Below are 23,115 nucleotides of genomic sequence, written 5' to 3'. Positions count from 1 at the left end.
AGTTGAATATATCTGAAGAAGAATTAGCCCATCGCCGTGCCAACTGGAAACCCCCCGCCCCCCGTTATACCAAAGGTGTGTTGGCAAAATATGCCTTTTTGGTATCTTCTAGCAGTATTGGTGCTGTGACAGATTTAGATTTGTTTTAAAAGATATGAACTACCTACACTGACCTACGGGTACGGTGTAGGCTTTCCAATTAATTCAAAGTGCAAAAAAACGATCCCTAAATTTGCGATAATTTACGCAAGGGCGATTGCCACAACTTCAACATATCTTCATGAAAAATATTTTTTAGCCCTCAAAGATTAAAACTTTTAAGAAGTCCTCGCTTGCACCTTTGACATGAAAGTATATAGCTTCAATAATGTTCTTACGTAAAAATCCGTACTTGTATAGAACTCTATTTGATTTTTGCTAAATATGCTGAGAGCCAAAACCCGATGCGGCTAGCTCTCAGTTAGCTTTGTTTTGAAAAATCAAATGGGATTGCTATATAAACTGGCATTCATAGGGTTGCATTATGCTTTTCTCAAATTCCCCAACTAGTTTAAAAACTAGCCAAAAAAATAATAAACTAGGTGCAGTTTTTTGGACTCATACTAATATTGTGCTACTCACTGGATATTTAATCGCTCTCCCCATTTTTACATTGATAACTTTATCCTTATTATTGCCCTTATTCACTGCTAGCTTCTTCGCTTCTACAGGAACCTCGCACTACTCTACATCGATTCCTTGGATAGATAATGCATCTGAATGCGAACATACTGGGAGAAACTGGCGCGATCGCAAATGTTGGGATAATGAACACAATCCCATGTTCTGAATAGATATCGCACAATTGCCTAATTTGACAAAACAGGCTAACAACCTTGGAATTAGATCAAAATGGATATGTAGCCTGTTGTTTGTCCAACATTAAATCAACCTAACTTTGTGCGAAATCTGCAAGAAACCCACTTAAATCGTGCCCGCGCCAGTCTCAGACAAGCGCTGTCTTGGTATGGACATCTTCGCAAATCAGGACAGTTGTCATCTAACCCAGAATTGGTAGGTTTGTTGAAACCAGAATTGGAAGCTTTGAACTCCACGCTCAACAAGCTGGACTCTAACGTGATTAGAATTGCTGCTTTTGGTTTGGTGAGTCGTGGTAAATCAGCAGTTTTAAATGCTTTGCTGGGAGACAAAATTCTCCAAACTGGGCCCCTAAATGGTGTCACTCAATGGCCCCGTTCGGTGCGGTGGCAACCCGGTGGGAAGGTACTAGTAGAATTAATTGATACACCAGGATTAGATGAAATTGAGGGTGAGTCACGGGCGCTTATGGCACGAGAAGTAGTGCATCAGGCGGATTTGATTTTATTTGTCGTGTCTGGTGATATCACCCGCACTGAATATCAGGCACTGCTGGAATTAAGGCGATCGCAAAAACCCCTAATTTTAGTATTTAACAAAATAGACCTTTACCCAGATACAGATCGGGGAGCGATTTACCAAAATTTACAACAATTGGGTGCTGGAAATCCTCAAGCCAAACCTCTATTACCAGATGAAATTGTCATGGTGGCGGCAGAACCCGCAGCAATGGAAGTGCGAGTTGAGTGGACTGATGGGCGTGTCAGTTATGAATGGGAGACACCACCACCCCAAATAGACGAACTCAAAGAGACAATTCTGAATATTCTGAATCGGGAAGGGCGATCGCTTCTGGCTTTAAATGCTCTCATCCAAGCACGGGATGCAGAAGCCGCCATCGCTCAAAAAACCATCGAATTACGCGAAAAAGAAGCCGAAAATATCATTTGGCAATTTACCAAATACAAAGCTTTGGCAGTAATGCTCAATCCCATCGCTTTCTTAGATATTCTTGGCGGAACTATTGCCGATTTAGCTTTAATTCGCGCTCTCGCTAGATTATATGGTTTGCCGATGACTAGCTATGAAGCTGGGAAAATTTTAAAAACGATTTTATTTAGTTCTGGTGGTTTGCTACTAGGGGAATTAGGTAGTAGTTTTGTTTTGGGTTTAGGTAAAACTACGGCTGCAATAACCAGTGGTGATAATCCCAGCAATATTACTGCTTTTGCTGGCAGTGCGATCGCTCAAGCTGGTATCGCCGGCTATGGCGCATACTCCGTTGGCAAAGCGGCTCAGGTGTATCTCGAAAAAGGCTGCACTTGGGGACAATTAGGCGCTAGCAGCGTTATTCAAGAAATTTTATCTCAAGTTGACCAAAATACAATTCTGTATCGTCTGCAACAAGAGTTAGGCATAAAATATTGAGAATAAATAAGTTTTATTAAGTATTTGTTACCATTTATAAGTGTTTATGAACTTCTATCAACCTCTTCTGACAATTGACTGACATTTCTAATTTGCGATGCAAGATTGAGGGAACAGGTTATGGGAAACACTATCCCCTACCCGCTAATATCTATCTGCGTAAATTAAAGGTGAAACGATCATGACAACTACCCTAAACTCATTTGAAACTGCTGGTGCAGCAAATCTTGAAGAAGCCATTACTGAAGCCATTACTGAAGCCCGGACAACTTGTGAGCTTGATGGTAGCGATTCTGCGGGTTGTGCCGTAGCTTGGGACATTGTGGAAGAATTGCAAGCTGAGAAAGCCGATCAACAGCAAGCAAAAGTAAAGAAAACCTCTTTAGAAAACTACTGCGATCGCCATCCAGCTTCTGTAGAATGTCTAATCTACGACGTTTAACTCTTGCGTAAATCAGTTGTTGCTGATTGCGTTATTTGCTTAATTGCCTCTAAATCAGGTGGTGATGTTTCACTTTCCATTGCCAACCACAAAAGATATTCGATATTCCCAGCCGGGCCAGTGATCGGCGACCAAGTTAAGCCTTTGTATCTCCATCCTAATTCGTAGGCTGCTTGCAGCACCTGGAAAATAGCATCAGCTTGGTCGTTTGGATCTCGCACAACACCTTTTTTACCCACACGGGATCTGCCAACTTCAAACTGTGGCTTGACTAACAACACAGCTTCTCGGTCAGCTTGAGTTAGCTGCCACAAAGCAGGCAGAATCTTAGTTAAAGAAATAAACGATACATCAACCACAGCCAAATCAGGAATTGGGTCATCTGCGCCATATAACTCATCTGGTCGTAGTAGGCGTAAATTGGTGCGTTCCCGCAAAATCACCCGCGAATCGTTTCGCAACCGCCAGTCAACTTGTCCATAACCGACATCAATGCCGTAAACTTGTTTTGCTCCAGCTTGTAAGAGACAATCAGTAAAACCACCAGTAGAAATCCCACCATCTAAACAAATACGCTCTACTACGGGAATGGTAAATACTGACAAAGCTTTGGAGAGTTTTTCACCGCCTCTAGAAACAAAAGGCGATCGCTCTTTAATATTTATTTGAGCCGCAATATCAACTTCTGTACCAGGTTTATCAACTAACTGCTGATTAACAGTAACTTCCCCCGCCTGAATTAACCTCTGTGCCAAGGCGCGAGAAGAACATAAATTAAGTTCTACTAATAGTGTATCGAGTCTCTGTTTAGCCAATTAACTAGACTCTCCTGCTAAAATTAAAACCAAAGCACGATTGATAATTTCTTCTCGGTTAACCAGCTTTTCTAATTCTTCTGGCTCATAACGACCTTCTGCTACTTCTAGAGAAGCTTCATTACTGGCATTTAAATAGGCTTCTGCTAATATTTCTAACAATTCTTCTGGCGCGAGATAATAGCCTCCAGCTTTACGCCGCTTATTTTCTCGTTGAATTTCCAGAACCGAATTCCGAATTGAGACTTCCCACGAGCGAGTCGTGCGATTTTCAGCTTGTTGTTTAATCAGATGCAACAATAGGATCACTGCATAGCTACGAATCGTTTTGATGATGTCATTTCGGCTCATTTCCTCTAATTCTTCCACTATAAGCAACGCTCCCTGAACATCGCCCTTAACAAGCAAGCCCTTTAGAGTTAATAATTCTTCCATAATTAGCGCCTCAAACCTCGGCAACTTCTATGGTGATTCTAGTTCACTCTGGTAATTTATGAGCGATCGCAGAATTAGCCAGTCTAATTAAATTCTCCAGTTTACAGTCAAAGCTAGAGAAGTTTTTCCTTCTTAACCAGTAGTCTAAAACTACACAGAAGGTAAGCTAAAAATCTTTTAATTTGCATCCTCAAAAAAATGAATCTCTTATGGGGTGGGCAACATGAGCGCCCTAATTATACAAATTAAATACATAACAGCTTACCAAAGCTTTTCTCCCTTGCGTTAAAAAACAGTACAAACCCTGTACGCTGGAAATTTTACCCACTAAGGTGCGACAGTTAAGCTAACGCCCGTCTATATTGCATATTTTTTGTTAAAACTGTCATTTGTCATTGATTCTTCACAAAGGACAAATTTCACGAAGAAATAAGCAATTAAAATGTGTCACAGCCTAGCAATAATTGGAGTTTGCTCCAGAAGCTTAGTATGACAAAGGCATTCCCAAGCATAGCAAGGCGCTTGAAAAATAGAGGAATCAAGTTGTTGAACATGGGAACCTTCCTAATAACCCGTTTTATCGAAAACTGGAAACGCTACTTCTTTGGTGACACTGTTGATGTCCGCCCCTCCCCCTCACCCTCCTTTGATGTCCGTCCTTCCTTAGCGGGCCCAGTCCTGAGTTTGGGAGGGGGTGGCCCTGATGTCGATGATGCCATCCAGTGGATGATTAACCAAGTTAGGGGAGGTAGCAACTCCGGCACTAAGGTCAATGTTGTAGTTCTCCGCACGAATGGTAATCATGATTACAATCGGCTAATTTATGCCATGAAGGGCGTAAACTTTGTGGAAACTCTTCTAATTCGCAATAGAGAAGAAGCAAATAAAGCCGAGATTTTTGAAAAAATCAAAAAAGCTGATGTAGTTTTCTTTGCTGGCGGCGACCAATGTCAATACATCCGCAACTGGAAAGATACCAAGCTTGAAGCTGCTGTTAAGTCAGTTTATCTTAAGGGAGGCGGTGTTGGTGGCACTAGTGCGGGGGCGATGATCCAAAGTGATTGTGTCTATGATGCTTGTGCTTCTTCTGAAAAAGGCATTGAAACTAGAGATGCACTAGAAGATCCGTACCGGGACATCACTTTTACTTACAACTTTTTCAATTGGAGTAATTTAAAAGGAACCATCGTAGATACACACTTCGATAGGCGGGAAAGAATGGGTCGAATTATGGCTTTTATTGCCCGTCAAATTAAGGATGGTATATCTAGCAGCGTTTTAGGCATAGCGGTTAGTGAAAGTACATCAGTTCTTGTGGATAAAAACGGTTTGGTGAAAGTTATGGGTAGAGGTGCGGCATACTTTGTACTTGGCAATCACACGCCAGAAGTATGCGAACCCCGAACGCCTTTGACCTTTTCCAATTACAAAATTTGGAAAGTTCGCAGTGGCGACACCTTTAACTTAAGAAACAGACCAACCTCTGGGTACTATCTCAGAAGTGTTAAAAGGGGACGGATTGATTCAAATCCTTATTGATTTGGGAATGGGGAATGGGGAATGGGGAATGGGGATTGGGGACTGGGGACTGGGGACTGGGGAATGGGGAATGGAGAGTTAAAACTTGAACGTTGAGCCTCAGAAGCTCAACTTCCACCTTCGGAAGCTCAACTTCCACCCTCAGAAGCTCAACTTCCACCTTCGGAAGCTCAACTTCCACCTTCAGAAGCTCAACTTCCACCTTCAGAAGCTCAACTTCCACCCTCAGAAGCTCAACTTCCACCTTCAGAAGCTCAACTTCCACCCTCAGAAGCTCAACTTCCACCTTCAGAAGCTCAATCTCTAAGTTTTAACTCCCCCTCCCCAATGCCCAATGCTCCTTTACTTTTTACCAGGGAACTACACCATTCTCATCAAAAAACCCTCCGCTAAAACCATCATCAGGTAGAGTAGCAAGTTTCACTGCTGCGATCGCTCCTTGCTCAACAGTGCGATACCCTTGGTATTGATTAATGTCAGTCGCTGTGAAACCAGGATCGGCAGCATTGACTTTAATGGCGGTATCTTTAAGTTCACCAGCCAACAATACTGTGATAGCATTCACTGCTGTTTTTGATGAGTTGTAAGCAAGAAGCTTAAAGTTAGCGAACTCAAAATTTGGGTCAGAGTTTTGAGTCAGAGAACCTAAACCACTTGATAGATTAACTATTCGCCCTGCTGTTGACTTCTTTAAAAGTGGCAGCAGGGTTTTTGTAACTGCAAACACTCCAAATACGTTGGTTTCATAGGTTTGTCGCAGTGTTTCAATCTCAACTTGACTAGGTGGAAGGCGATCGCCTTCGGCTAGTATCCCAGCATTGTTTACAAGAATGTCAAGTTTTCCAAATTCGCTCTCGATTTGTTGAGCCGTAGAGTCGATTGTTTTTTGAGCGATGACATCAAGTTGAACCGATCGAGCATCAATCTTATTTAAACGAAGTTTATTCGCCGCTTCTTCACCACGTCCAATATCTCTTGAAGCAATAAGAACAGTAGCACCTCTAGAACCTAATTGGCGGGCAATCTCATAGCCGATACCTTTGTTTGCACCTGTAATTAGCGCAACTTTGCCTTTTAAATCTTCTGACATTTTAGCTTCTCTATTTTGATAAACACTGACAACTTTCACTATCTTCGAGCAAGTTTAGTGTATATGTAGTGTGTATCAACACAACATTTAGGATTTAGTAATCTTACAGAAGTCGTGATTGGGTGTCGTGTTTCCACTAGTAGTGATTCACACTTCAGATAGCGGTTAAGAAAATATTTGCGGCTTACACTAGCAATTGACTCAAAAATCATTGAAGAAGGTAGATATGCAAACCAAACAGCTTGGTAATTCGGAGCTTCGCATTACCCCAATCGGCTTTGGTGCTTGGGCGATTGGTGGAGGTGGCTGGGCTTTTGGTTGGGGAGCGCAGGACGATCGAGAATCCATTGAGGCAATTAATCGCGCTCTCGATCTCGGCGTTAATTGGATTGACACCGCAGCTATCTACGGTTTGGGACATTCTGAGGAGGTTGTGGCTAAGGCGCTCAAAGGTCGATCTAGTCGCCCCTACATTTTTACCAAATGCTCAATGATTTGGGATGAAAAGGGCGAAATTGGTCGCAGCTTGAAGGCGGATTCTGTGCGGCGAGAGGTTGAAGCTAGTTTGCGCCGACTCGATATTGAAACCATTGATCTCTATCAAATCCACTGGCCTAACCCAGAATCAGATATCGAAGAAGGCTGGACGACTCTCGCCAAGCTTAAGGATGAAGGGAAGGTTCGCTATATCGGGGTTTCAAACTTCAATGTTGAACAGTTGAAACGTATCCAGAAGATTGCACCAGTTACTTCATTGCAACCGCCTTATTCACTGGTTAAGCCTGATGTCGAAAAGGAAATTCTGCCTTTTTGTAAGGAAAATAACATCGGTGTGATTGTGTATTCACCGATGCAATCTGGCTTGCTTACAGGAAAGATGACATCTGAGCGGGTTGCTAATTTACCAGATGATGATTGGCGTAAAGAGAGTAATGAATTTCAGGAGCCACGTCTATCTCGTAACCTGAAGTTAGTGGAGGTGTTGCAGCAAATTGGTAAGCAACACGATCGCGCCCCTGGTGAAGTGGCGATCGCTTGGACTTTAAATAATCCGGCGGTGACAGCTGCGATCGTTGGCGCACGCAATCCTAAGCAGGTGGAAGGAATCATCGCTGCTGGAGAATTTCGCCTCAATCAGCAGGAGTTAGATCAAATTGGCGCTTTTCTGCGCGAGAATCCATAAAAGAGGTTTTGCGTAAACTTTGAATAGTAGCGATCGCATGTTTTGCGACAATATCAATTTCCTCTTGAGTATTAAACCGTCCCATCCCAAACCGCACTGAAGCATAAGCTAGCTGTTGGGAACTTCCCAGCGCTGTCAGAACGCTGGAGGGGGCAGTATTTGCTGACGAGCAAGCAGATCCAGAAGAAACCGCCATTACTGGCTGCAATCCTAGCAAAAGTGCGGCTCCATCCACTCCCTCAACACTGATATTCAAGTTCCCCGCCAATCGCTGTTGAGGGTGTCCATTGAGATGAATTCCTTCAAGTTGGGAAAGCTGTTCCCACAAACTTTGTCTTAACTGGGTAAGGCGTTGGGTTTCTATTGCTTGTTCTGCCAAAGCGATTTCTACAGCTTTCCCAAAGCCGACTATTTGCGGTGTATACAATGTCCCAGAACGCATCCCCCGTTCATGTCCGCCGCCGTGCTGCTGGGGAGCTAGTTGCACTCTAGGGTTGCGCCTGCGGACGTATAGCGCCCCAATGCCTTTTGGCCCAAATACTTTGTGTGCTGTTAGCGACATCAAGTCAATTTTCATCCCTTGCACATCGAGGGGAATTTTACCAATAGCTTGGGCTGCATCCGTGTGAAAAATGATGTTGTAAGCACGGCACATTTCCCCAATTTCTGCTAAAGGCTGTAACACGCCAATTTCGTTATTTGCAGCCATCACCGATACCAAAATTGTTTCAGGACGAAAAGCTTTGTTTAACTCAGTTAAATCAATCAATCCATCTTTTTTAACTGGGAGAATAGTAATTTCAAAACCGAGAGTTTTTAAATAGTTACAAGGGTCAATAACTGCATTATGTTCTGTGGCAACAGTAATAATATGCTGACCTTTTTTAAAATAAGCTTCGGCGACACCTTTAATAGCTAAATTATTAGCTTCTGTTGCACCACTTGTAAAAACAATTTCTTCGGGAGTGGCGTTAATTGCTGCTGCTAAAATCTCTCGCGTTTGTTTAACAGCAGCTTCTGCTTCCCAACCGTAAATATGACCGATACTAGATGGGTTGCCAAACTTTTCTGTGAAGTATGGGAGCATTGCTGCTAATACCCGTTCATCTACGGGTGTAGTAGCGTGACAATCAAGATATATAGGACGAGTGGACATAATTATTAACTAAAAATTTGACTCAAATTTTTTAATATACTTAGAACTTGATACAGTTCACTTTCTCGTTTCAAAAGTGTAAATTGGTCAGACATAGCATACCTTGGCTGACTTTGTTTGGTAAGTTTGAGGAAAATAAAATCACTACCATTTGTTACTAATCCAAAAGTAGGTTTATCTTGACTAGGGTCGGCTAACATATAAACCAGTGCTTGGGGTATGGCTTCTAAAAGAGAAAAACTAGACCTTTTAGATTCAATTACTAACAACCAGAATTTTTCTTGAATAACTAAAATATCAATTCTACCTCTAATAATTTCTTCTCCATCCTCCGCAGAAATTTCTATTGATTCCTCACCTCTTATATAAAAAGGCTCATCATAAAATCCAGCCAAATTGAGTAAGGGAGATAAAATTACTAATTTCACTGTTTCTTCTGACAAAGGAGGGCGCTTGACTAAACGGAGAAAATGAAGTTTTACTCTGTCTAAATCTTGCTTTTCTAAATCTGTAATTTCTGGTAAGTTTTTAAACCATTCTGTGAAGAATGCCTCATCTTCGGCTAGCTGTAGGCTAAATTTTTCTTCCAAGTAGGCAAGCCCGACATTTTGTGCTTGGATAAATTGAACCATAATTCACTTAAAAGATGCAATATAACTATTATGACACTGTTCCAGTATTAATCGAGATAGGAATACTAAAGATAATTAACTTACAAATTGACCTATTTTTTTTAATATATTCAAAATTTTATATAATTCATTTTCGCATCTATATAAAGTAAATCTATCAGATAAAGCATACATTGGTTTGTCTTGTTTTATCAACTTCATAAATTGGAAATCTTCTCCATTCATTACTAAGGAATATGCAGGATTTTCAGGGTGAGGATTTGCCAGCATATAAGTCAGTGCTTGAGGAATCGCCTTTGCTAAGGAAAAACTAGACCTCTTGGATTCAATTATTAGTAACCATAGCTGATTTTGAAGAACTAGGACATCAATTTTGCCTTTGATAAGTTCTTTAGTATCTTCTGCTTTTTCTTCATTCTCAATGAGAACTTCTTCGCTAATTTCTACACCTTCTTCTGTTGTGATGTAAAAAGGATGACGATAAAAACCAGCTAAATCTAGCAACGGAGATAATACTACCAATTTTACTGCTTCTTCTAAAAGAGGAGCATTTTCAAGCACATTGAGATAGTTATTTTTAACTCTGTCTAAGGATTGCTTTTCTAATTCGGAAATGTTAGCTATGTAGTCAAACCACTCTGTAAAAAATTGCTCATCTTCAGATTTATATAGAGCAAATTTTTCCTTTAAGTAGGCAAGAGTGACATTTTGGGCTTGGATGACTTGAATCATGTTTATTTCAAATTGCGAAAAGTCTAATTTCTTGCTTCAATCATCACGCTGGCAGTTTCTAGAGTAATTTCACATAGTATTACTGTAACTGTATCTACATTCAGCCGTGTTGTATGGCTGCTAATTCCCGTAATTTAGTTAAAACTGCCAGAGCATGACCTTTAGTTTTCACATTCGGCCAAGCATAGACAATAATTTTATCAGGTGAAATTAGGAAAGTTGAGCGAGCAACACCCATATATTCTTTGCCCATAAATTTTTTTAAGCGCCAAGCACCGTAGGCTTCTGTCAAAATATGTTCTGGGTCACTCAATAGGGTGATTGACAAGTTATGTTTGCTGATAAATTTACAATGGGATTTACCCGAATCTGGACTTACACCTAAGATTTTCGCTCCCACTGCGCTGAAGTCTTGATACAACTCGGTGAAATCTGTGGCTTCGGTGGTACAACCGGGAGTATCATCTTTGGGGTAGAAGTAGAGGACAACCCACTGACTACTGAGGTGTTCGAGAGTAACTGCATTGCTATTTTGGTCAGGAGTGGAGAAATCTGGCGCTGGTTGTCCGACTTGGGGAATGTTGCTCATGATGGGGGTGTGAGAGATTGCAATTGCTTTAGAATTGTACATAAAGTTGAGGTATTGAGCGATCGCACTTAGCTATTAGTTGAGATTGAATACAGCTTATATTTCTCCGCAATAATAATGACTTAGCCTACAGGTATTTTTATTTATTCCCACCCTTCAAAGTTCACATCATGTCTAAAGATATGCAACGCGAATTTACCAACCGCGATGAGTTGGTAGCCTACCTCCGCGAACAATTTACAGGTGCAGCAGAACGCGATAACCACATCAGCGAAACTCTGGGGGGACGCAAAGCAGCACAAGAAGCGCTGCAAAAAATAGACCCAGTAGCCTATGCACAAACACGTAATTTTTTCACAGGTGCTGTAACGCGACTTTCGCCTTATATTCGTTATGGCGTTTTGAGTTTGCGAGAAATTCGAGATTATATCTTTGAACGGGTACAGCACCAAAATGATGCGACGAAACTAATTAACGAGTTAGGTTGGCGCGACTATTGGCAACGGTTGTATGTGAAATTAAAGGATGGAATCTGGAAAGACCAGGAAGAGTATAAAACTGGTTACATTGTGGCTGAATATGCATCCGAATTGCCGCAAGATATCAGACAAGGAACCACAGGCAGAGTTTGTATCGACAGCTTTAGCGGTGACTTAAAAGAAACTGGTTATCTACATAACCACGCTCGAATGTGGCTAGCGGCTTATATTATCCATTGGCGGCGGATTCGTTGGCAAACAGGAGCTAAATGGTTTCTCGAACACCTTTTAGATGGAGATCCTGCTAGCAATAATATGTCCTGGCAGTGGGTTGCTAGTACCTTTAGTCATAAACCGTATTTTTTCAACCGTGAAAACTTAGAACGCTACACCAAAAGCGTTTATTGTCAAAAATGTCCCCTTTACGGTCATTGTGATTTTGAAGGCAGCTATGAAGAATTAGAACAGCGACTTTTTCCTAAAGGGGAATTTAGCAAACAACCTAATAGCCAAAGTTGGCAGCGTGGAAAGAACAAGCAGGGGAGCAGGGAGAGTAGGGGAGGACAAGGAAGAGAGTAATGAGTAATGAGTAATGAGTAATGAGTAAACAAATTATTTGGGTACATGGAGACTGCCTCAGTCCATACAGCCCTGGATTACAAAAATACCCTGATGCCCCAGCTATCTGGGTTTGGGACGAGGCTTTGATAGATGAATGGCAACTGAGTCTTAAACGCATCACGTTTATTTACGAATGCTTGCTAGAGTTACCCGTTGTTATCCGTCGTGGCGATGTGGCACAAGAAATTTTAGCTTTTGCGAAAGAACATGATGCAAATTTAGTTGTCACAGTCGATAGTCCCAGTCCGCGATTTGATGATATCTGCAATCAGATGAAGGGTTCTATACCAATGGAAGTGCTAGAGGTGGAACCGTTTTTTGATTATGATGGCTATATTGACTTGAAGCGGTTTTCGCGCTATTGGAAAGTAGCTCAAAATTATGTTTTTGAGTAGGGAAATTGCAAAATTGTCATCGTTTGCGATCGCATCTTCTACCCACTGATGCAAGATTGTACTCAGACCATAAGCTAAAACGCATTTGTTATTTCGACGTACTCATTTGTTATTTCGGCATACTCATAACGCACCATACGAAACTACTAAAAGAGTTGAAACCTATACTGGGCATACTTGTGTGTACACCGTAGCCTTTTAGGAGAGAGGAATGGAAGTGAGGTCAAAGTGTATCGTATTCTTGACGAATCAGGCATAGATCAGGAGTGAGATGGCGTAGATGAACTAAGGCTAACTCTGTCAGCGTGGATAAGTTGATTGAAAATATGAAGCATTAAATTTTCTGACTACGTTCTCGTGCTAAATTACTAAAGCTTGGAGTTGGGAAACTCCGGTGAAATTCCGGGACTGTGCCGCAGCTGTGATGGGATCGCCCAAGTCAGAATGCCAACTCTCAAGATGTCAGAAAAGACACACTCACCATATACTCCCTGCGTTGCACGGGGAAGGAGTTACAAATTTGCTTTCTGGATTTGCCACTTGTCCGGGGTTGTTTTATGCTACACCCGCCGCCGATGGTATATTATCTCGAATTAGAATACCAGGTGGAATTATTAGTAGTCAGCAGTGCCGTGCGATCGCAGATATAGCAGAACAGCACGGTGGTAACTATCTAGATGTGACTAATCGAGCTAACCTGCAAGTTCGTGAAATCAGCACGGGAATAAATGCTGAGGTTTTGAAGCATTTACAGGATATGGGATTAGGTTCTCGCAATTCTGTTGTAGACCATATCCGTAATATTATGACCAGCCCAACTGCTGGTATCGACCCGCAAGAATTAATCGACACTCGCCCGTTTGTCCAAAGTTGGGATAATTATATTGCCGCACATCCGGCGCTTTCGGAACTATCGGCAAAATTCAGCGTTTGCTTTGATGGTGGTGGAATAATTCAGGTGTGCGATCGCTTGAATGATATCCTATTTGCTGCTGTCTTAGTTGATGGTAATGTTTACTTCCGCCTCTATCTCAGTGTTGGGGCGAAGGGTCAACCGCCTAGTAATACAGGAATTTTATTAACACCAGAGCAATGTTTACCCATGTTAACAGCTTTGGCAGAGGTTTATCTAGCTCATACTGATACTACAAATAAGCGTCGGCTACGTCTCTTAGAGTTATTGAATACTTTGGGTTGTGATAATTATCTCCAAAAAGTTCAGCAGCATTTACCTTTCCCTCTTTTGTGCAGTGAAACAGGAAAAGACCTAACCCCCCAGCCCCCTTCCCTCTCTTCGAGACGCTGCGTGAACGTAGGGAAGGGGGAGGAATTCTCCCCTCTCCTTGCAGGAGAGGGGTTGGGGGAGCGGTCAGATACGAAATATCAGCATATTGGCATCCATCCCCAACGTCAGCAAGGGTTATTTTACATTGGTGTCGTCTTGCCTTTGGGACGATTGCAGAGTAAACAGATGAAGGGTTTGGCAGATTTAGCCGCAAAATATGGTAGCGGCACTCTCCGGTTAACTCCCTGGCAAAATTTGCTGATAACAGATATTTCTCAGCAATGGGTTGGTAATGTCCAAAGTGAAATTACTTTTTTAGGATTAGATTCTTCTGCAACTAACATCAAAAGTGCATTAGTTGCCTGTTCTGGAAATAGAGGTTGTGCCTCTTCTGCTACGGACACTAAAAGTCATGCGTTGGCATTAGCAGAGTATCTTGAAACTCGCGTTACTCTAGATTGCCCAGTTAATATCCACTTCAGTGGCTGCGAAAAATCTTGCGCCCAGCACAGCAAGAGTGATATTACTCTGCTAGGTGTCAGCATTGAGGATCATAGTGAAACTGTGGAAGGCTATCACGTTTATGTTGGTGACAGCACGCAGAAATTTGGACGGCAAATATATCAATATGTGACTTTTGCTGAACTACCTGCATTAATAGAGCGGATGCTAGATGTATATAAACTTCAACGCTTGAATCTGAATGAAACCTTTAGGGAATTTAGCAATCGATGTGCGATCGCTCAACTAAAACTCTGATTCAATAAATACTTAAGTTCCCTTCTACCTGCTAAACAAGTCAATCCAAAATCCAAAATCCAAAATTGAATGCCCGACTACATCCGAGATGCCAACGAAATTTACCGTAATTCTTTTGCAATCATTCGGTCAGAAGCGAACCTAGATGTGCTACCACCAGATGTAGCAAAAGTTGCTGTACGTCTCATTCATGCCTGTGGGATGACGGATATTGTTACTGACTTGGGATATTCACCAACAGCAGTGCAATCTGCAAGGGCAGCACTAGCAGGAGGAGCTACAATTTTATGCGATTGCCGGATGGTTGCCGATGGCGTTACCAGGCGAAGGTTATCTGCAAACAATCAAGTTATCTGTACCCTCAATGAGCCAGAAGTTCCAGAAATTGCCCAGGGTATGGGTACTACAAGGTCGGCGGCAGCATTGGAATTATGGCGATCGCACCTGGAAGGATCGGTAATTGCAATTGGGAACGCACCCACAGCACTATTTAGACTATTGGAAATGCTCGATGAAGGAGCTAAGAAACCTGCGATTATCTTAGGCTTTCCAGTTGGATTTGTCGGTGCAGCCGAATCAAAAGCAGCATTGGCAGCAGATAGCAGGAATGTACCATTTTTAACATTACATGGTCGGCGCGGTGGAAGTGCGATCGCAGCAGCAGCAGTTAATGCCCTAGCAACCGAGGAAGAATGAATATGGAAACCAAAGGTCGTCTTTATGGAATTGGTGTCGGCCCCGGCGATCCCGAACTATTGACTCTGAAAGCACTGCGGCTATTACGTGCGGCTCCTGTGGTAGCCTATCAATCAGCCACAGATAAAAAAAGTGTCGCTAGAGCGATCGTGGCGCAATATCTTCCTGGCAATCAAATCGAGGTATTATTTCATCTTCCCCGCGCTTTGGAGCCAGAAAAGGCCAAGTCTATTTATGACAAGGAAATTGAACCAATCGCCAAGCATTTAGCAGCAGGTCGAGATGTCGTGGTGCTATGTGAGGGAGATCCATTTTTCTATGGTTCATTCATGTACGTTTTCACGCGGTTATCTGAGGAGTACCCAACAGAAGTGATCCCCGGAGTTTCTTCGCTGATGGCTTGTCCGGTAGCTTTGGGTGTACCTTTCACCTACTACACTGATATTCTTACTGTCTTACCCGCACCATTGCCAGCAGAAGAACTAACTACACATCTCCTGATGACTGATGCAGCAGCAATTATGAAGCTAGGTCGTCACTTTACTAAAGTACGAGATATCCTGCATAAATTAGGGCTAGCATCACGGGCAAGATATATTGAGCGGGCATCAACATCACAACAACTGATTATACCTCTGGATGAAGTTGACCCAGATAAAGTACCCTATTTCTCTATGATTGTGATTCCAACTAAGAATCGACTATAAAATTGTGACATTTTCAACCCACTAAATCGCCGTATTAATTAGGCTATTTTGGTGAAGCTAGACTTACGTTTATTTTTGGTAAAGGTCTGGTTTAACCAATGATTTAGACCTTACCATAAGTAAATACTTCAAAAAAAATTGATGCCTTTAAATAGCACCTTCACTCCTGATGCGATCGCTGCTGGCTTTCATGCTCTATCCGATCCCCTACGAATTCAGGTCTTAGAACTCCTGCGCTCTCAAGAACTATGCGTGTGTGACCTGTGCGACCACCTGGGAACCACTCAGTCTAAACTGTCTTTTCACCTCAAAACCCTTAAAGAAGCTGGTTTAGTTCGCGCTCGTCAAGAAGGACGCTGGATTTATTACAGCCTCAATTTGCCGCAGTTTGTTGCCCTAGAGCAGTATCTAGCAGAATTCCGCCGTTTTAGCCCAATATTACCTATTCGTTCCACCTGCGAAACTTAAATATCCATCAATTTTTTTTGTAATGTTTTGTTTACTTCTATATCTATACGTATTGACAAATCAATTTTTTTTGAAATGATAGAAATATATTCTTGATATAACTCAACGAATTTTAGATTGAATAATCCAAAATTCCTGCTCAAAACTCCTGCATTCATGTATGGGGTTAATTGTAATGAACAAAAATACTTCAAAACGCCTCTCCTTTATTGACCGCTTCCTGACCTTGTGGATTTTTTTAGCAATGGCTCTTGGTGTTGGTTTGGGCTATTTCTTTCCTGGAGTAGAAGCCTTTATCAACCAGTTCCAGGTGGGAACAACGAATATACCGATCGCCATTGGATTAATTTTGATGATGTACCCGCCCCTAGCTAAGGTGCGGTATGAAGAATTAGGGGATGTATTTCGCAACGGAAAAATTCTTAGTGTGTCACTAATTCAGAATTGGATAATTGGGCCAATTTTGATGTTTGCTCTGGCTGCTATCTTCTTACATGGTTATCCAGAATACATGACAGGATTGATTCTGATTGGATTAGCCCGTTGTATTGCAATGGTAGTTGTGTGGAGTGACTTAGCACGAGGCAATATAGAATATACGGCTGGATTGGTTGCCTTTAACAGCATCTTTCAAGTCATCTTTTATAGTCCTTATGCCTGGTTTTTTATTACTGTACTGCCGCCACTATTTGGATTACAAGGCAGTGTTGTGAATGTCAGCATTGCCGAGATTGCTGAAAGTGTATTTATCTATCTTGGTATTCCCTTTTTAGCTGGATTTTTCACTCGTTACTTCTTAGTGAAAGTGAAAAGCAAGCAGTGGTATCACGAGGAATTTGTGCCTAAAATCAGTCCGATCACGCTGATTGCTCTGTTATTTACAATCGTGGTCATGTTCAGCTTAAAAGGGAATTTGATTGTTCAGATACCCCTGGATGTGGTGAAGATTGCAATTCCGATGATCATCTACTTTGTCATCATGTTTCTGGTTAGCTTTTACATGGCTTGGCGCATGAAGACAGACTATTCTAGAGCCGCAAGCGTAGCGTTTACATCGGCAGGAAATAATTTTGAGCTTGCGATCGCAGTTGCGATCGCCGTATTTGGCATTAATTCGGGTGTTGCTTTTGCTGCTGTAGTCGGGCCTTTGGTGGAAGTGCCTGTGTTGATTGGTCTTGTTAATGTTGCTTTCTGGTTTGAAAAACGTTATTTCACAATACCGGAATCGAGAGCCTGATAAATTTAGTCAAATTATTCTGAGGAATTGAACTATGAAACGTGTAATGTTTGTCTGCAAAAAGAATTCTGCTCGTTCCCAAATGGCAGAAGGTTTTGCCAAAACTCTTGGTCAAGGAAAGATTGAAGTGATTAGTTCTGGGTTAGAAGCAAGTCAGGTCAGACCAGAAGCGATCGCCACGATGAAAGAAATTGGTATCGACATTACCGATCAACACTCCAAACCCCTAAGTGATTTCCAAGCACAAGACTTTGATGTAGTAATTTCTTTGTGTGGCTGTGGCGTGAATTTACCACCAGAGTGGGTTACGCGGGAAGTATTTGAAGACTGGCAGTTAGACGATCCAGCAGAACAACCGGAAATTTTTCCTAGAGTCCGCGATGATATCAAAGAACGGGTGACTCAACTAATTGAGGCTGTGAATAAAGAATTTATACCTGCTTGATCGAGATTGCAACTTTACAGCGCTTTTCAAGTAATTTAACTACACAAATCTCCGTCTCAGTTGTGGTCTAAATACCTGAAAAATGCTGTAAATCAAATTGTACTACTAGTCTGTCAATAAATAATTGATGGATAAATTCCCTGTAGAGACGGCGATTTATTGCGTCTCTCTAACCATCAAAATCAATTTGACAGACTACTACTGAGGCTCGAACCAGTGGGAAGCGGCGAAATTTCTTGGAAATCCCTAAGCAATTACCATGATGACATTTGACCATCCCCCCAGAATTTTGTTTTTGTATGGCTCCCTACGTGAACGTTCCTATAGCCGCCTTTTAGCAGAAGAAGCAGCACGCATCATTGAAGAATTTGGGGCAGAGGTGAAGTTTTTCGATCCACGCGAACTACCAATCTACGGTAGCGTACCTGACACCCACCCAAAGGTGCAGGAGTTGCGCGAATTAAGCCTGTGGTTGGAAGGACAGGTATGGTCTAGCCCAGAACTGCACGGTCAGATTTCTGGCATTATGAAAAATCAGATCGACTGGATTCCGCTTACTATCGGAGCCGTTCGCCCAACTCAAGGCCGAACCTTAGCTCTCATGCAAGTAAGTGGTGGATCTCAGTCTTTCAATGCCGTCAACACATTAAGAATTCTTGGGCGCTGGATGCGGATGTTCACCATCCCCAATCAATCCTCAGTGGCTAAAGCATACGAAGAGTTTAACGAAGACGGGACTATGAAAGATTCGCCCTACCGCGATCGCGTTGTCGATGTAATGGAAGAACTTTACAAATTTACCTTGCTATTGCGTGACAAAGTTGATTATCTCACAGACCGCTATAGCGAACGTAAAGAAAAAGCTGCCAAAGAGACAATCAAGATAGCTTCTCAATCTCTTGAAGTTAACTCTAATAAAACAAATTGACTATTAGACATCTCCAAAAAAAGATAACCTCCTGGCAGATTGAACCAGGAGATTTAAAAAAATTGATTCATCTTTACAAGCGTTGTAGCAAGCTCAAACCGTGGCTGTCAGTACCACAGGTATTGAGAAGAAAGTATTCATCAGCCAACTTTTGCACTTGTTCTGATTCTAATACGCTGGGTTTCCAAGGGTTAGGGTTATTGTAGGCATAGAAAGTTTCCACGCCATCAATACCTTTTTGAGACGCAGCTGGAATTAAGTCAAAATGCGATCGCTTATAACGGGCTGGATGAGCCAGAACTGCCAATCCCCCAGCTTCATGAATAGCGGCAATCACGTTACTTGCCTGATATTCTTGGCCTGTAGTCGGCCTTCTTTGCAGATAGGGTTTTATACTAGGGTGTTCTGGAGCAAAAGCGTAAGCCAAAATGTGAACTTCTATATCCAGAAGGTTTGCATTAATTTCCACACCACTCCAAAGGTAAGGAGCGCTTGCACCAGGATTACTCCACTTCCAATCTTCTAACCAAGCAAGGGCTGCTTGATAGCCGATAATACCATGATGGTCAGTGATCGCTAATCCTTTTAGTCCAATAGCCATCGCCTGCTCCATCAATGCACTCGGCTGCAACCTGCCATCCGAGTAGATAGTGTGCGTATGAAAGTTGAATAACCTTGGGCAACTATATGCATCAATGTTCTGGAATACTTGCTTCAAAAGTTCTGCCGAAGCAGTAGTCCGGGCCAAATTTACAGCCATAACCCCCTCTGAATAAAAATATATACTTTTAACATACTAAAACGCTCCATTTACAGATTAGAAATTTCCAACACTGTAAATTAGTATTGGTAGCTACTTTCTCAGCTTTCTCAGAAAATTTTTCAATATGTTAAGACTACGTTAGCAAATCTTAACCTCAGTAGTCATGGGTAATTTGCACTACTTTAGATGTAAGTAGTAAAAAATATTGCATATTAAATTTTATAAGTACGCTTATAATATTTTTACTAAATGGCTAATTTTCAAAGAATTAGGAGAATAATTGTCTTTAATCAGCTTAAGACTAAAGATATACTGTGTATCAAAAAAAGTAATATCTAAATAATTATACTAATTTTATTTAATCTAGTAATGACTTTAGCGTAGGCGTAATCCGCCGCAGGCATCGCATGAGTAAGTTTACAATAATTGTAAGAAAACTAGCGATGTTTACGACGGGCTATGCCTACGCTTGCGGCTGATTATACTCCTCGGGCAATCCCAAAAGAATCTCCCTTCAACGTCACCCCAAGGGGTTCTACCACCACCTCGCGGCTAAGGGACGCTTCAACCTTTCCGGCAATCACAGCCCTGAGCTGGTGTTCTCTTGCGAGAATGACGATCCTTTCTGCATCCTGCTCCGACTCTGTATAGAATGCAAACCCGGCTCCGTAATTGAATACAGAAAGCATCGTCTCTGCGCCGCCTTCTAGATGACCCTCAACGAACGTAAATATCTCCGGCACTGGGAGCATAGTTTCAATGACATATCGAAGCGGCTTCACAGAGCGCATTAGCTTCTGCCAACCATGACCTGTGATATTCTCCATCGCGGTAGGGCGAATTCCCTCGCCAAGCACCCCCTGTACAAGGGGCGTGTAGAGATACGACGCAGCATTCATCGCTTCCCAAAACTCCTGCCCACTCGGAAGTTTTGTTCTATACCCATTAGCAATAGACTCAGCAAGCTTTCGCAGTGGGGTAAAACCGTTTTCATGGGGGCCAGAACTCTCAACAAGAACAATAGTATTTCCGGCATCCAGACGTGAGCTATCAATGGGAGCGACACCAGGCGGCATAACACCAAAAACTGAACCAGCAATGTCGAGCCGACCTGGAATCATCTTAGTTTTTAGTTGAGGAGTTTCCCCTGAGAGATAGACACACCCCACTCGTTTGCAACCCTCAACTACTCCATCCAGAAACCCATCAAGAAAAGCGGCAGTAAAGATCGTTTCAGGAGTACTTGATGGTAGATAAAGACCAAGAAGTAGAGTCTGCATCCCTGATGTTGCTGCGTCGTTTGTCAGACATGAGATGATCTTGATCCCGATGTTCCACCAGAATCGCCGAAGTTCTTCTTCAGAAAGGTCATCAGGGCGAGTATCGTCTGCGGTTCCTAGTCCTTCGGGGACAAGTGTTAGAGAAAGTTCTGGAGCGCCGGCTTGAATAAATGGAGCGAGTTTGAAGCTGAAAGCGTTAGCACTTGCTCCCAGACCCGATGAGGGGACAGTACCATAGGCGCTTGCAAAGGTAAGTGTGCGTTTTGCAGCATCGATGAAGCGTCTTTTTGCGGCATCGAGAGTATCGTAATCGACTTGATCGAGAGCTTGAGCCATCAGGTTGCGTTTTAAGTTAGGAGTGAGGAGTTAGAAGTTAAAAGTTAGGAAAACTGATAACTCGTGTACAGACGCGATTAATCGCGTCTCCTAACTCCTCACTTTAAAATACCTCATCTTCAATACCGCGCCACCATTCACCCAAATTCATCAAGTCTTGGTAAATATCTTCTAATTCTTTGGTGTAGACATCGTTTGTAAGGGTAGCTCGACGCTCTTGCAATTTCTTCAGGCGCAGTTGTACCAATACCCAAGGTTTAGTGATGCTATTCGTTGTTTCGATGTATTGTGCTAGTTCTTTGCTATCCATAATCTTTTATATTTTTAGGACTAGCCCTTTCAAAGTGACTCGAAAAATTTCTTTTTTCTCTCCATATTCTCTGCGCCTCTGCGGTTTAAAAGTAATTTATTTAACCGCAGAGGCACAGAGAAGGCAGTGCGTTGGGCGGGTTCCCCGACTTGTAGCAACTGGCGCGACACAGAGATAAGAGATAATAAAGGGATTTTTTAAGCAAAATTTTTACCCACCTTGAAAGGGCTAGTCCTAATTTTGATTTTCATGCTAATACTTTTATTCAGACGATACGCATCCCACTGCTTAAAAACAGAAAAGAGAGAAATTAAAAAGAATTTCCCCCTTTTTATAGTGGGCTTTTTGCTTCAACTTTTGTAAATTAACTGATGGCAAAACTTACTAAGAGGCATCGCACTCAGTTCAATCCAGCAATTAATTAAGCTTTAGCCAAGTTTTCAGCAGCAAAGTCCCAGTTAACTAAGTTATCTAAGAAATTCTTGATAAACGCTGGACGGGCATTTCTGTAGTCAATGTAGTAAGCATGTTCCCAAACATCTAAGGTTAGGAGTGCCTTTTTACCATGAGCTAGAGGATTTTCTGCATTTGGTGTTTTGATCACCTTCAGCGTACCACCATCATCAATCAGCCAAGACCACCCACTGCCGAATTGAGTTGCAGCCGCATTAGAAAACTCTTCTTTGAATTTGTCCAAGCTACCAAAATCTTTATCAATCTTGGCTGCGAGATCGCCGGTGGGTGCGCCACCACCTTTTGGTTTCAAGGAATTCCAGAAAAAGGTGTGGTTCCAAACTTGAGCAGCGTTGTTAAAGATTCCCGCCTTAGAGGAGTCTTGGAAGGAAGTTTTGATCACCTCTTCTAGAGACTTATCAGCAAGTTCTGTACCTTCAGTAAGCTTGTTGAGGTTGTCTACATAAGCTTTATGATGCTTACCGTAGTGATACTCGAAAGTTTCAGCTTTCATGCCATTCGGCTCTAAAGCATTAATGTCGAAGGGTAGCGGGTCTTGTACAAATGCCATTGTGTGTAAATCCTCTCTTTACCAGTTTCCAGTTTCAAGCTATTACAGAAGCTTAGAAAATTAACAGCTTTTATTTTTGAGGTTTTATGTCTTTAATGATGAAACATAAAACTTAACATCGTCATTCTACTACCAAAGTGAAGATAAAGTGAAGCTGAAAATAAAGTACTTCGGTGATAGGTCAAATCGCTAGAAATTCACGGTTATAAATAAAAATGGCTAATATCTGGGAGAGAAAAGCCAATATAGTAATTAGCATTTAGCAATTGAAGCCTTTATACTTCTATCTTTAGTAGGATTAATTGCAATAACAAAAATCACTCGAAAGCGAGATGATTTAATACTTAAAAAAATATATAGATAGATAGTATGATAACTCTTAAACAAAACTTTATTGAACGTGTGTAAAACCCCGTCCCCTCGTGGGCGGGGATGTAAGCACGGTTAAATTAGGGGGTTCGATGCCCCCTAATTTAACACTAT

Annotated in this window: 26 protein-coding genes and 1 riboswitch; of the genes, 14 read left to right on the top strand and 12 right to left on the bottom strand. The window is 42.0% G+C overall.

The features are described from left to right. The first annotated feature begins 523 nt into the window (after nucleotides 1-523). From V7K38_RS06990 to V7K38_RS06980, 3 genes are all read left to right on the top strand, one after another. A complete protein-coding gene (locus V7K38_RS06990) occupies nucleotides 524-829 on the top strand; it encodes a hypothetical protein (protein WP_334856524.1) in 306 nt (101 codons plus the stop codon). A gap of 110 nt (nucleotides 830-939) precedes the next feature. Beyond that, on the top strand, nucleotides 940-2,286 hold the full coding sequence (locus V7K38_RS06985) for a GTP-binding protein (protein WP_334856523.1): 1,347 nt from the start codon (nucleotides 940-942) through the stop codon (nucleotides 2,284-2,286). 181 nt (nucleotides 2,287-2,467) lie between these two features. Beyond that, nucleotides 2,468-2,728 (top strand): Calvin cycle protein CP12, encoded by a 261-nt coding sequence (locus V7K38_RS06980; RefSeq protein ID WP_334856521.1) that lies wholly within the window; start codon nucleotides 2,468-2,470, stop codon nucleotides 2,726-2,728. Here V7K38_RS06980 and V7K38_RS06975 read toward each other — a convergent pair. Further along, nucleotides 2,725-3,543: a TlyA family RNA methyltransferase gene (locus V7K38_RS06975; protein ID WP_334856519.1), complete on the bottom strand. Its 819-nt coding sequence runs from the start codon at nucleotides 3,541-3,543 to the stop codon at nucleotides 2,725-2,727. The two genes, V7K38_RS06980 and V7K38_RS06975, sit on opposite strands and share 4 nt — an antisense overlap. Beyond that, nucleotides 3,544-3,978 carry a DUF29 family protein gene (locus V7K38_RS06970; RefSeq protein WP_334856517.1) on the bottom strand — a complete coding sequence of 145 codons (435 nt, stop codon included), beginning with the start codon at nucleotides 3,976-3,978 and terminating at the stop codon, nucleotides 3,544-3,546. 489 nt (nucleotides 3,979-4,467) lie between these two features. Between V7K38_RS06970 and V7K38_RS06965 the strand changes: the two genes are divergently transcribed. Beyond that, on the top strand, nucleotides 4,468-5,517 hold the full coding sequence (locus tag V7K38_RS06965; RefSeq protein WP_334856515.1) for a cyanophycinase: 1,050 nt from the start codon (nucleotides 4,468-4,470) through the stop codon (nucleotides 5,515-5,517). Here V7K38_RS06965 and V7K38_RS06960 read toward each other — a convergent pair. Next, nucleotides 5,483-5,803, bottom strand: coding sequence for a hypothetical protein (locus V7K38_RS06960; protein ID WP_334856514.1), 321 nt, complete (start codon nucleotides 5,801-5,803; stop codon nucleotides 5,483-5,485). The genes V7K38_RS06965 and V7K38_RS06960 overlap by 35 nt on opposite strands. Before the next feature lie 63 nt (nucleotides 5,804-5,866). Continuing rightward, on the bottom strand, nucleotides 5,867-6,607 hold the full coding sequence (locus V7K38_RS06955; protein WP_334856513.1) for an SDR family oxidoreductase: 741 nt from the start codon (nucleotides 6,605-6,607) through the stop codon (nucleotides 5,867-5,869). A gap of 226 nt (nucleotides 6,608-6,833) precedes the next feature. Between V7K38_RS06955 and V7K38_RS06950 the strand changes: the two genes are divergently transcribed. Further along, a complete protein-coding gene (locus tag V7K38_RS06950) occupies nucleotides 6,834-7,790 on the top strand; it encodes an aldo/keto reductase (RefSeq protein WP_334856512.1) in 957 nt (318 codons plus the stop codon). Here the strand turns inward: V7K38_RS06950 and V7K38_RS06945 are convergent. From V7K38_RS06945 to bcp, 4 genes are all read right to left on the bottom strand, one after another. Next, complete coding sequence (locus V7K38_RS06945) at nucleotides 7,738-8,946, bottom strand: cysteine desulfurase family protein (protein ID WP_334856511.1); 1,209 nt, start codon at nucleotides 8,944-8,946, stop codon at nucleotides 7,738-7,740. The genes V7K38_RS06950 and V7K38_RS06945 overlap by 53 nt on opposite strands. A 5-nt stretch (nucleotides 8,947-8,951) precedes the next feature. After that, nucleotides 8,952-9,578: a type I restriction endonuclease gene (locus tag V7K38_RS06940; protein ID WP_334856510.1), complete on the bottom strand. Its 627-nt coding sequence runs from the start codon at nucleotides 9,576-9,578 to the stop codon at nucleotides 8,952-8,954. 75 nt (nucleotides 9,579-9,653) lie between these two features. Further along, nucleotides 9,654-10,310, bottom strand: coding sequence for a type I restriction endonuclease (locus V7K38_RS06935; RefSeq protein ID WP_334856508.1), 657 nt, complete (start codon nucleotides 10,308-10,310; stop codon nucleotides 9,654-9,656). 100 nt (nucleotides 10,311-10,410) lie between these two features. Then, nucleotides 10,411-10,899, bottom strand: coding sequence for a thioredoxin-dependent thiol peroxidase (bcp, locus tag V7K38_RS06930; protein WP_334856506.1), 489 nt, complete (start codon nucleotides 10,897-10,899; stop codon nucleotides 10,411-10,413). A 170-nt stretch (nucleotides 10,900-11,069) separates the two neighbouring features. Between bcp and V7K38_RS06925 the strand changes: the two genes are divergently transcribed. The 9 genes from V7K38_RS06925 to arsH all read left to right on the top strand — a co-directional run bounded on the left by V7K38_RS06925 (nucleotide 11,070) and on the right by arsH (nucleotide 18,919). Beyond that, the gene (locus tag V7K38_RS06925; protein ID WP_334856505.1) at nucleotides 11,070-11,957 is read left to right on the top strand and encodes an FAD-binding domain-containing protein; all 888 of its coding nucleotides are present in this window, start codon (nucleotides 11,070-11,072) and stop codon (nucleotides 11,955-11,957) included. A gap of 20 nt (nucleotides 11,958-11,977) precedes the next feature. Further along, complete coding sequence (locus tag V7K38_RS06920) at nucleotides 11,978-12,394, top strand: hypothetical protein (RefSeq protein ID WP_334856503.1); 417 nt, start codon at nucleotides 11,978-11,980, stop codon at nucleotides 12,392-12,394. Between the two features lie 365 nt (nucleotides 12,395-12,759). Beyond that, a riboswitch (adenosylcobalamin-variant (AdoCbl-variant) riboswitch) is annotated at nucleotides 12,760-12,852 on the top strand. A 62-nt stretch (nucleotides 12,853-12,914) separates the two neighbouring features. Next, the gene (gene cobG / locus V7K38_RS06915; RefSeq protein WP_334856501.1) at nucleotides 12,915-14,438 is read left to right on the top strand and encodes a precorrin-3B synthase; all 1,524 of its coding nucleotides are present in this window, start codon (nucleotides 12,915-12,917) and stop codon (nucleotides 14,436-14,438) included. A gap of 69 nt (nucleotides 14,439-14,507) precedes the next feature. Next, entirely contained in the window at nucleotides 14,508-15,134 is a 627-nt protein-coding gene (locus tag V7K38_RS06910; RefSeq protein ID WP_334856499.1) for a precorrin-8X methylmutase, read from the top strand. Nucleotides 15,135-15,136: 2 nt separating this feature from the next. Next, a complete protein-coding gene (locus V7K38_RS06905) occupies nucleotides 15,137-15,841 on the top strand; it encodes a precorrin-2 C(20)-methyltransferase (protein WP_334856497.1) in 705 nt (234 codons plus the stop codon). 141 nt (nucleotides 15,842-15,982) lie between these two features. Beyond that, the gene (locus tag V7K38_RS06900) at nucleotides 15,983-16,309 is read left to right on the top strand and encodes an ArsR/SmtB family transcription factor (RefSeq protein WP_334856495.1); all 327 of its coding nucleotides are present in this window, start codon (nucleotides 15,983-15,985) and stop codon (nucleotides 16,307-16,309) included. Between the two features lie 175 nt (nucleotides 16,310-16,484). Beyond that, the gene (gene arsB, locus V7K38_RS06895) at nucleotides 16,485-17,546 is read left to right on the top strand and encodes an ACR3 family arsenite efflux transporter (RefSeq protein WP_334856494.1); all 1,062 of its coding nucleotides are present in this window, start codon (nucleotides 16,485-16,487) and stop codon (nucleotides 17,544-17,546) included. A 34-nt stretch (nucleotides 17,547-17,580) separates the two neighbouring features. Further along, the gene (gene arsC, locus V7K38_RS06890; protein ID WP_334856492.1) at nucleotides 17,581-17,991 is read left to right on the top strand and encodes an arsenate reductase, glutathione/glutaredoxin type; all 411 of its coding nucleotides are present in this window, start codon (nucleotides 17,581-17,583) and stop codon (nucleotides 17,989-17,991) included. 259 nt (nucleotides 17,992-18,250) lie between these two features. Then, nucleotides 18,251-18,919, top strand: a complete 669-nt coding sequence (gene arsH / locus V7K38_RS06885) for an arsenical resistance protein ArsH (protein WP_334856490.1) — start codon at nucleotides 18,251-18,253, stop codon at nucleotides 18,917-18,919. A 73-nt stretch (nucleotides 18,920-18,992) separates the two neighbouring features. Here arsH and V7K38_RS06880 read toward each other — a convergent pair whose 3' ends face one another. From V7K38_RS06880 to V7K38_RS06865, 4 genes are all read right to left on the bottom strand, one after another. Continuing rightward, the gene (locus V7K38_RS06880) at nucleotides 18,993-19,679 is read right to left on the bottom strand and encodes a PHP domain-containing protein (protein WP_334856488.1); all 687 of its coding nucleotides are present in this window, start codon (nucleotides 19,677-19,679) and stop codon (nucleotides 18,993-18,995) included. 482 nt (nucleotides 19,680-20,161) lie between these two features. After that, complete coding sequence (locus V7K38_RS06875; RefSeq protein WP_334856487.1) at nucleotides 20,162-21,298, bottom strand: AIR synthase related protein; 1,137 nt, start codon at nucleotides 21,296-21,298, stop codon at nucleotides 20,162-20,164. 103 nt (nucleotides 21,299-21,401) lie between these two features. Then, the gene (locus V7K38_RS06870; RefSeq protein WP_334856486.1) at nucleotides 21,402-21,608 is read right to left on the bottom strand and encodes a hypothetical protein; all 207 of its coding nucleotides are present in this window, start codon (nucleotides 21,606-21,608) and stop codon (nucleotides 21,402-21,404) included. Between the two features lie 421 nt (nucleotides 21,609-22,029). After that, nucleotides 22,030-22,632: a superoxide dismutase gene (locus tag V7K38_RS06865; protein WP_334856485.1), complete on the bottom strand. Its 603-nt coding sequence runs from the start codon at nucleotides 22,630-22,632 to the stop codon at nucleotides 22,030-22,032. Between the last annotated feature and the right edge of the window lie 483 nt (nucleotides 22,633-23,115).

The sequence above is a fragment of the Nostoc sp. genome, assembly GCF_036917465.1.
In the GTDB taxonomy this organism is placed as follows: Bacteria; Cyanobacteriota; Cyanobacteriia; order Cyanobacteriales; family Nostocaceae; genus Nostoc.
Note: the sequence above shows the minus strand (reverse complement) of the source record. Positions and strands in the feature narration are given on the sequence as shown.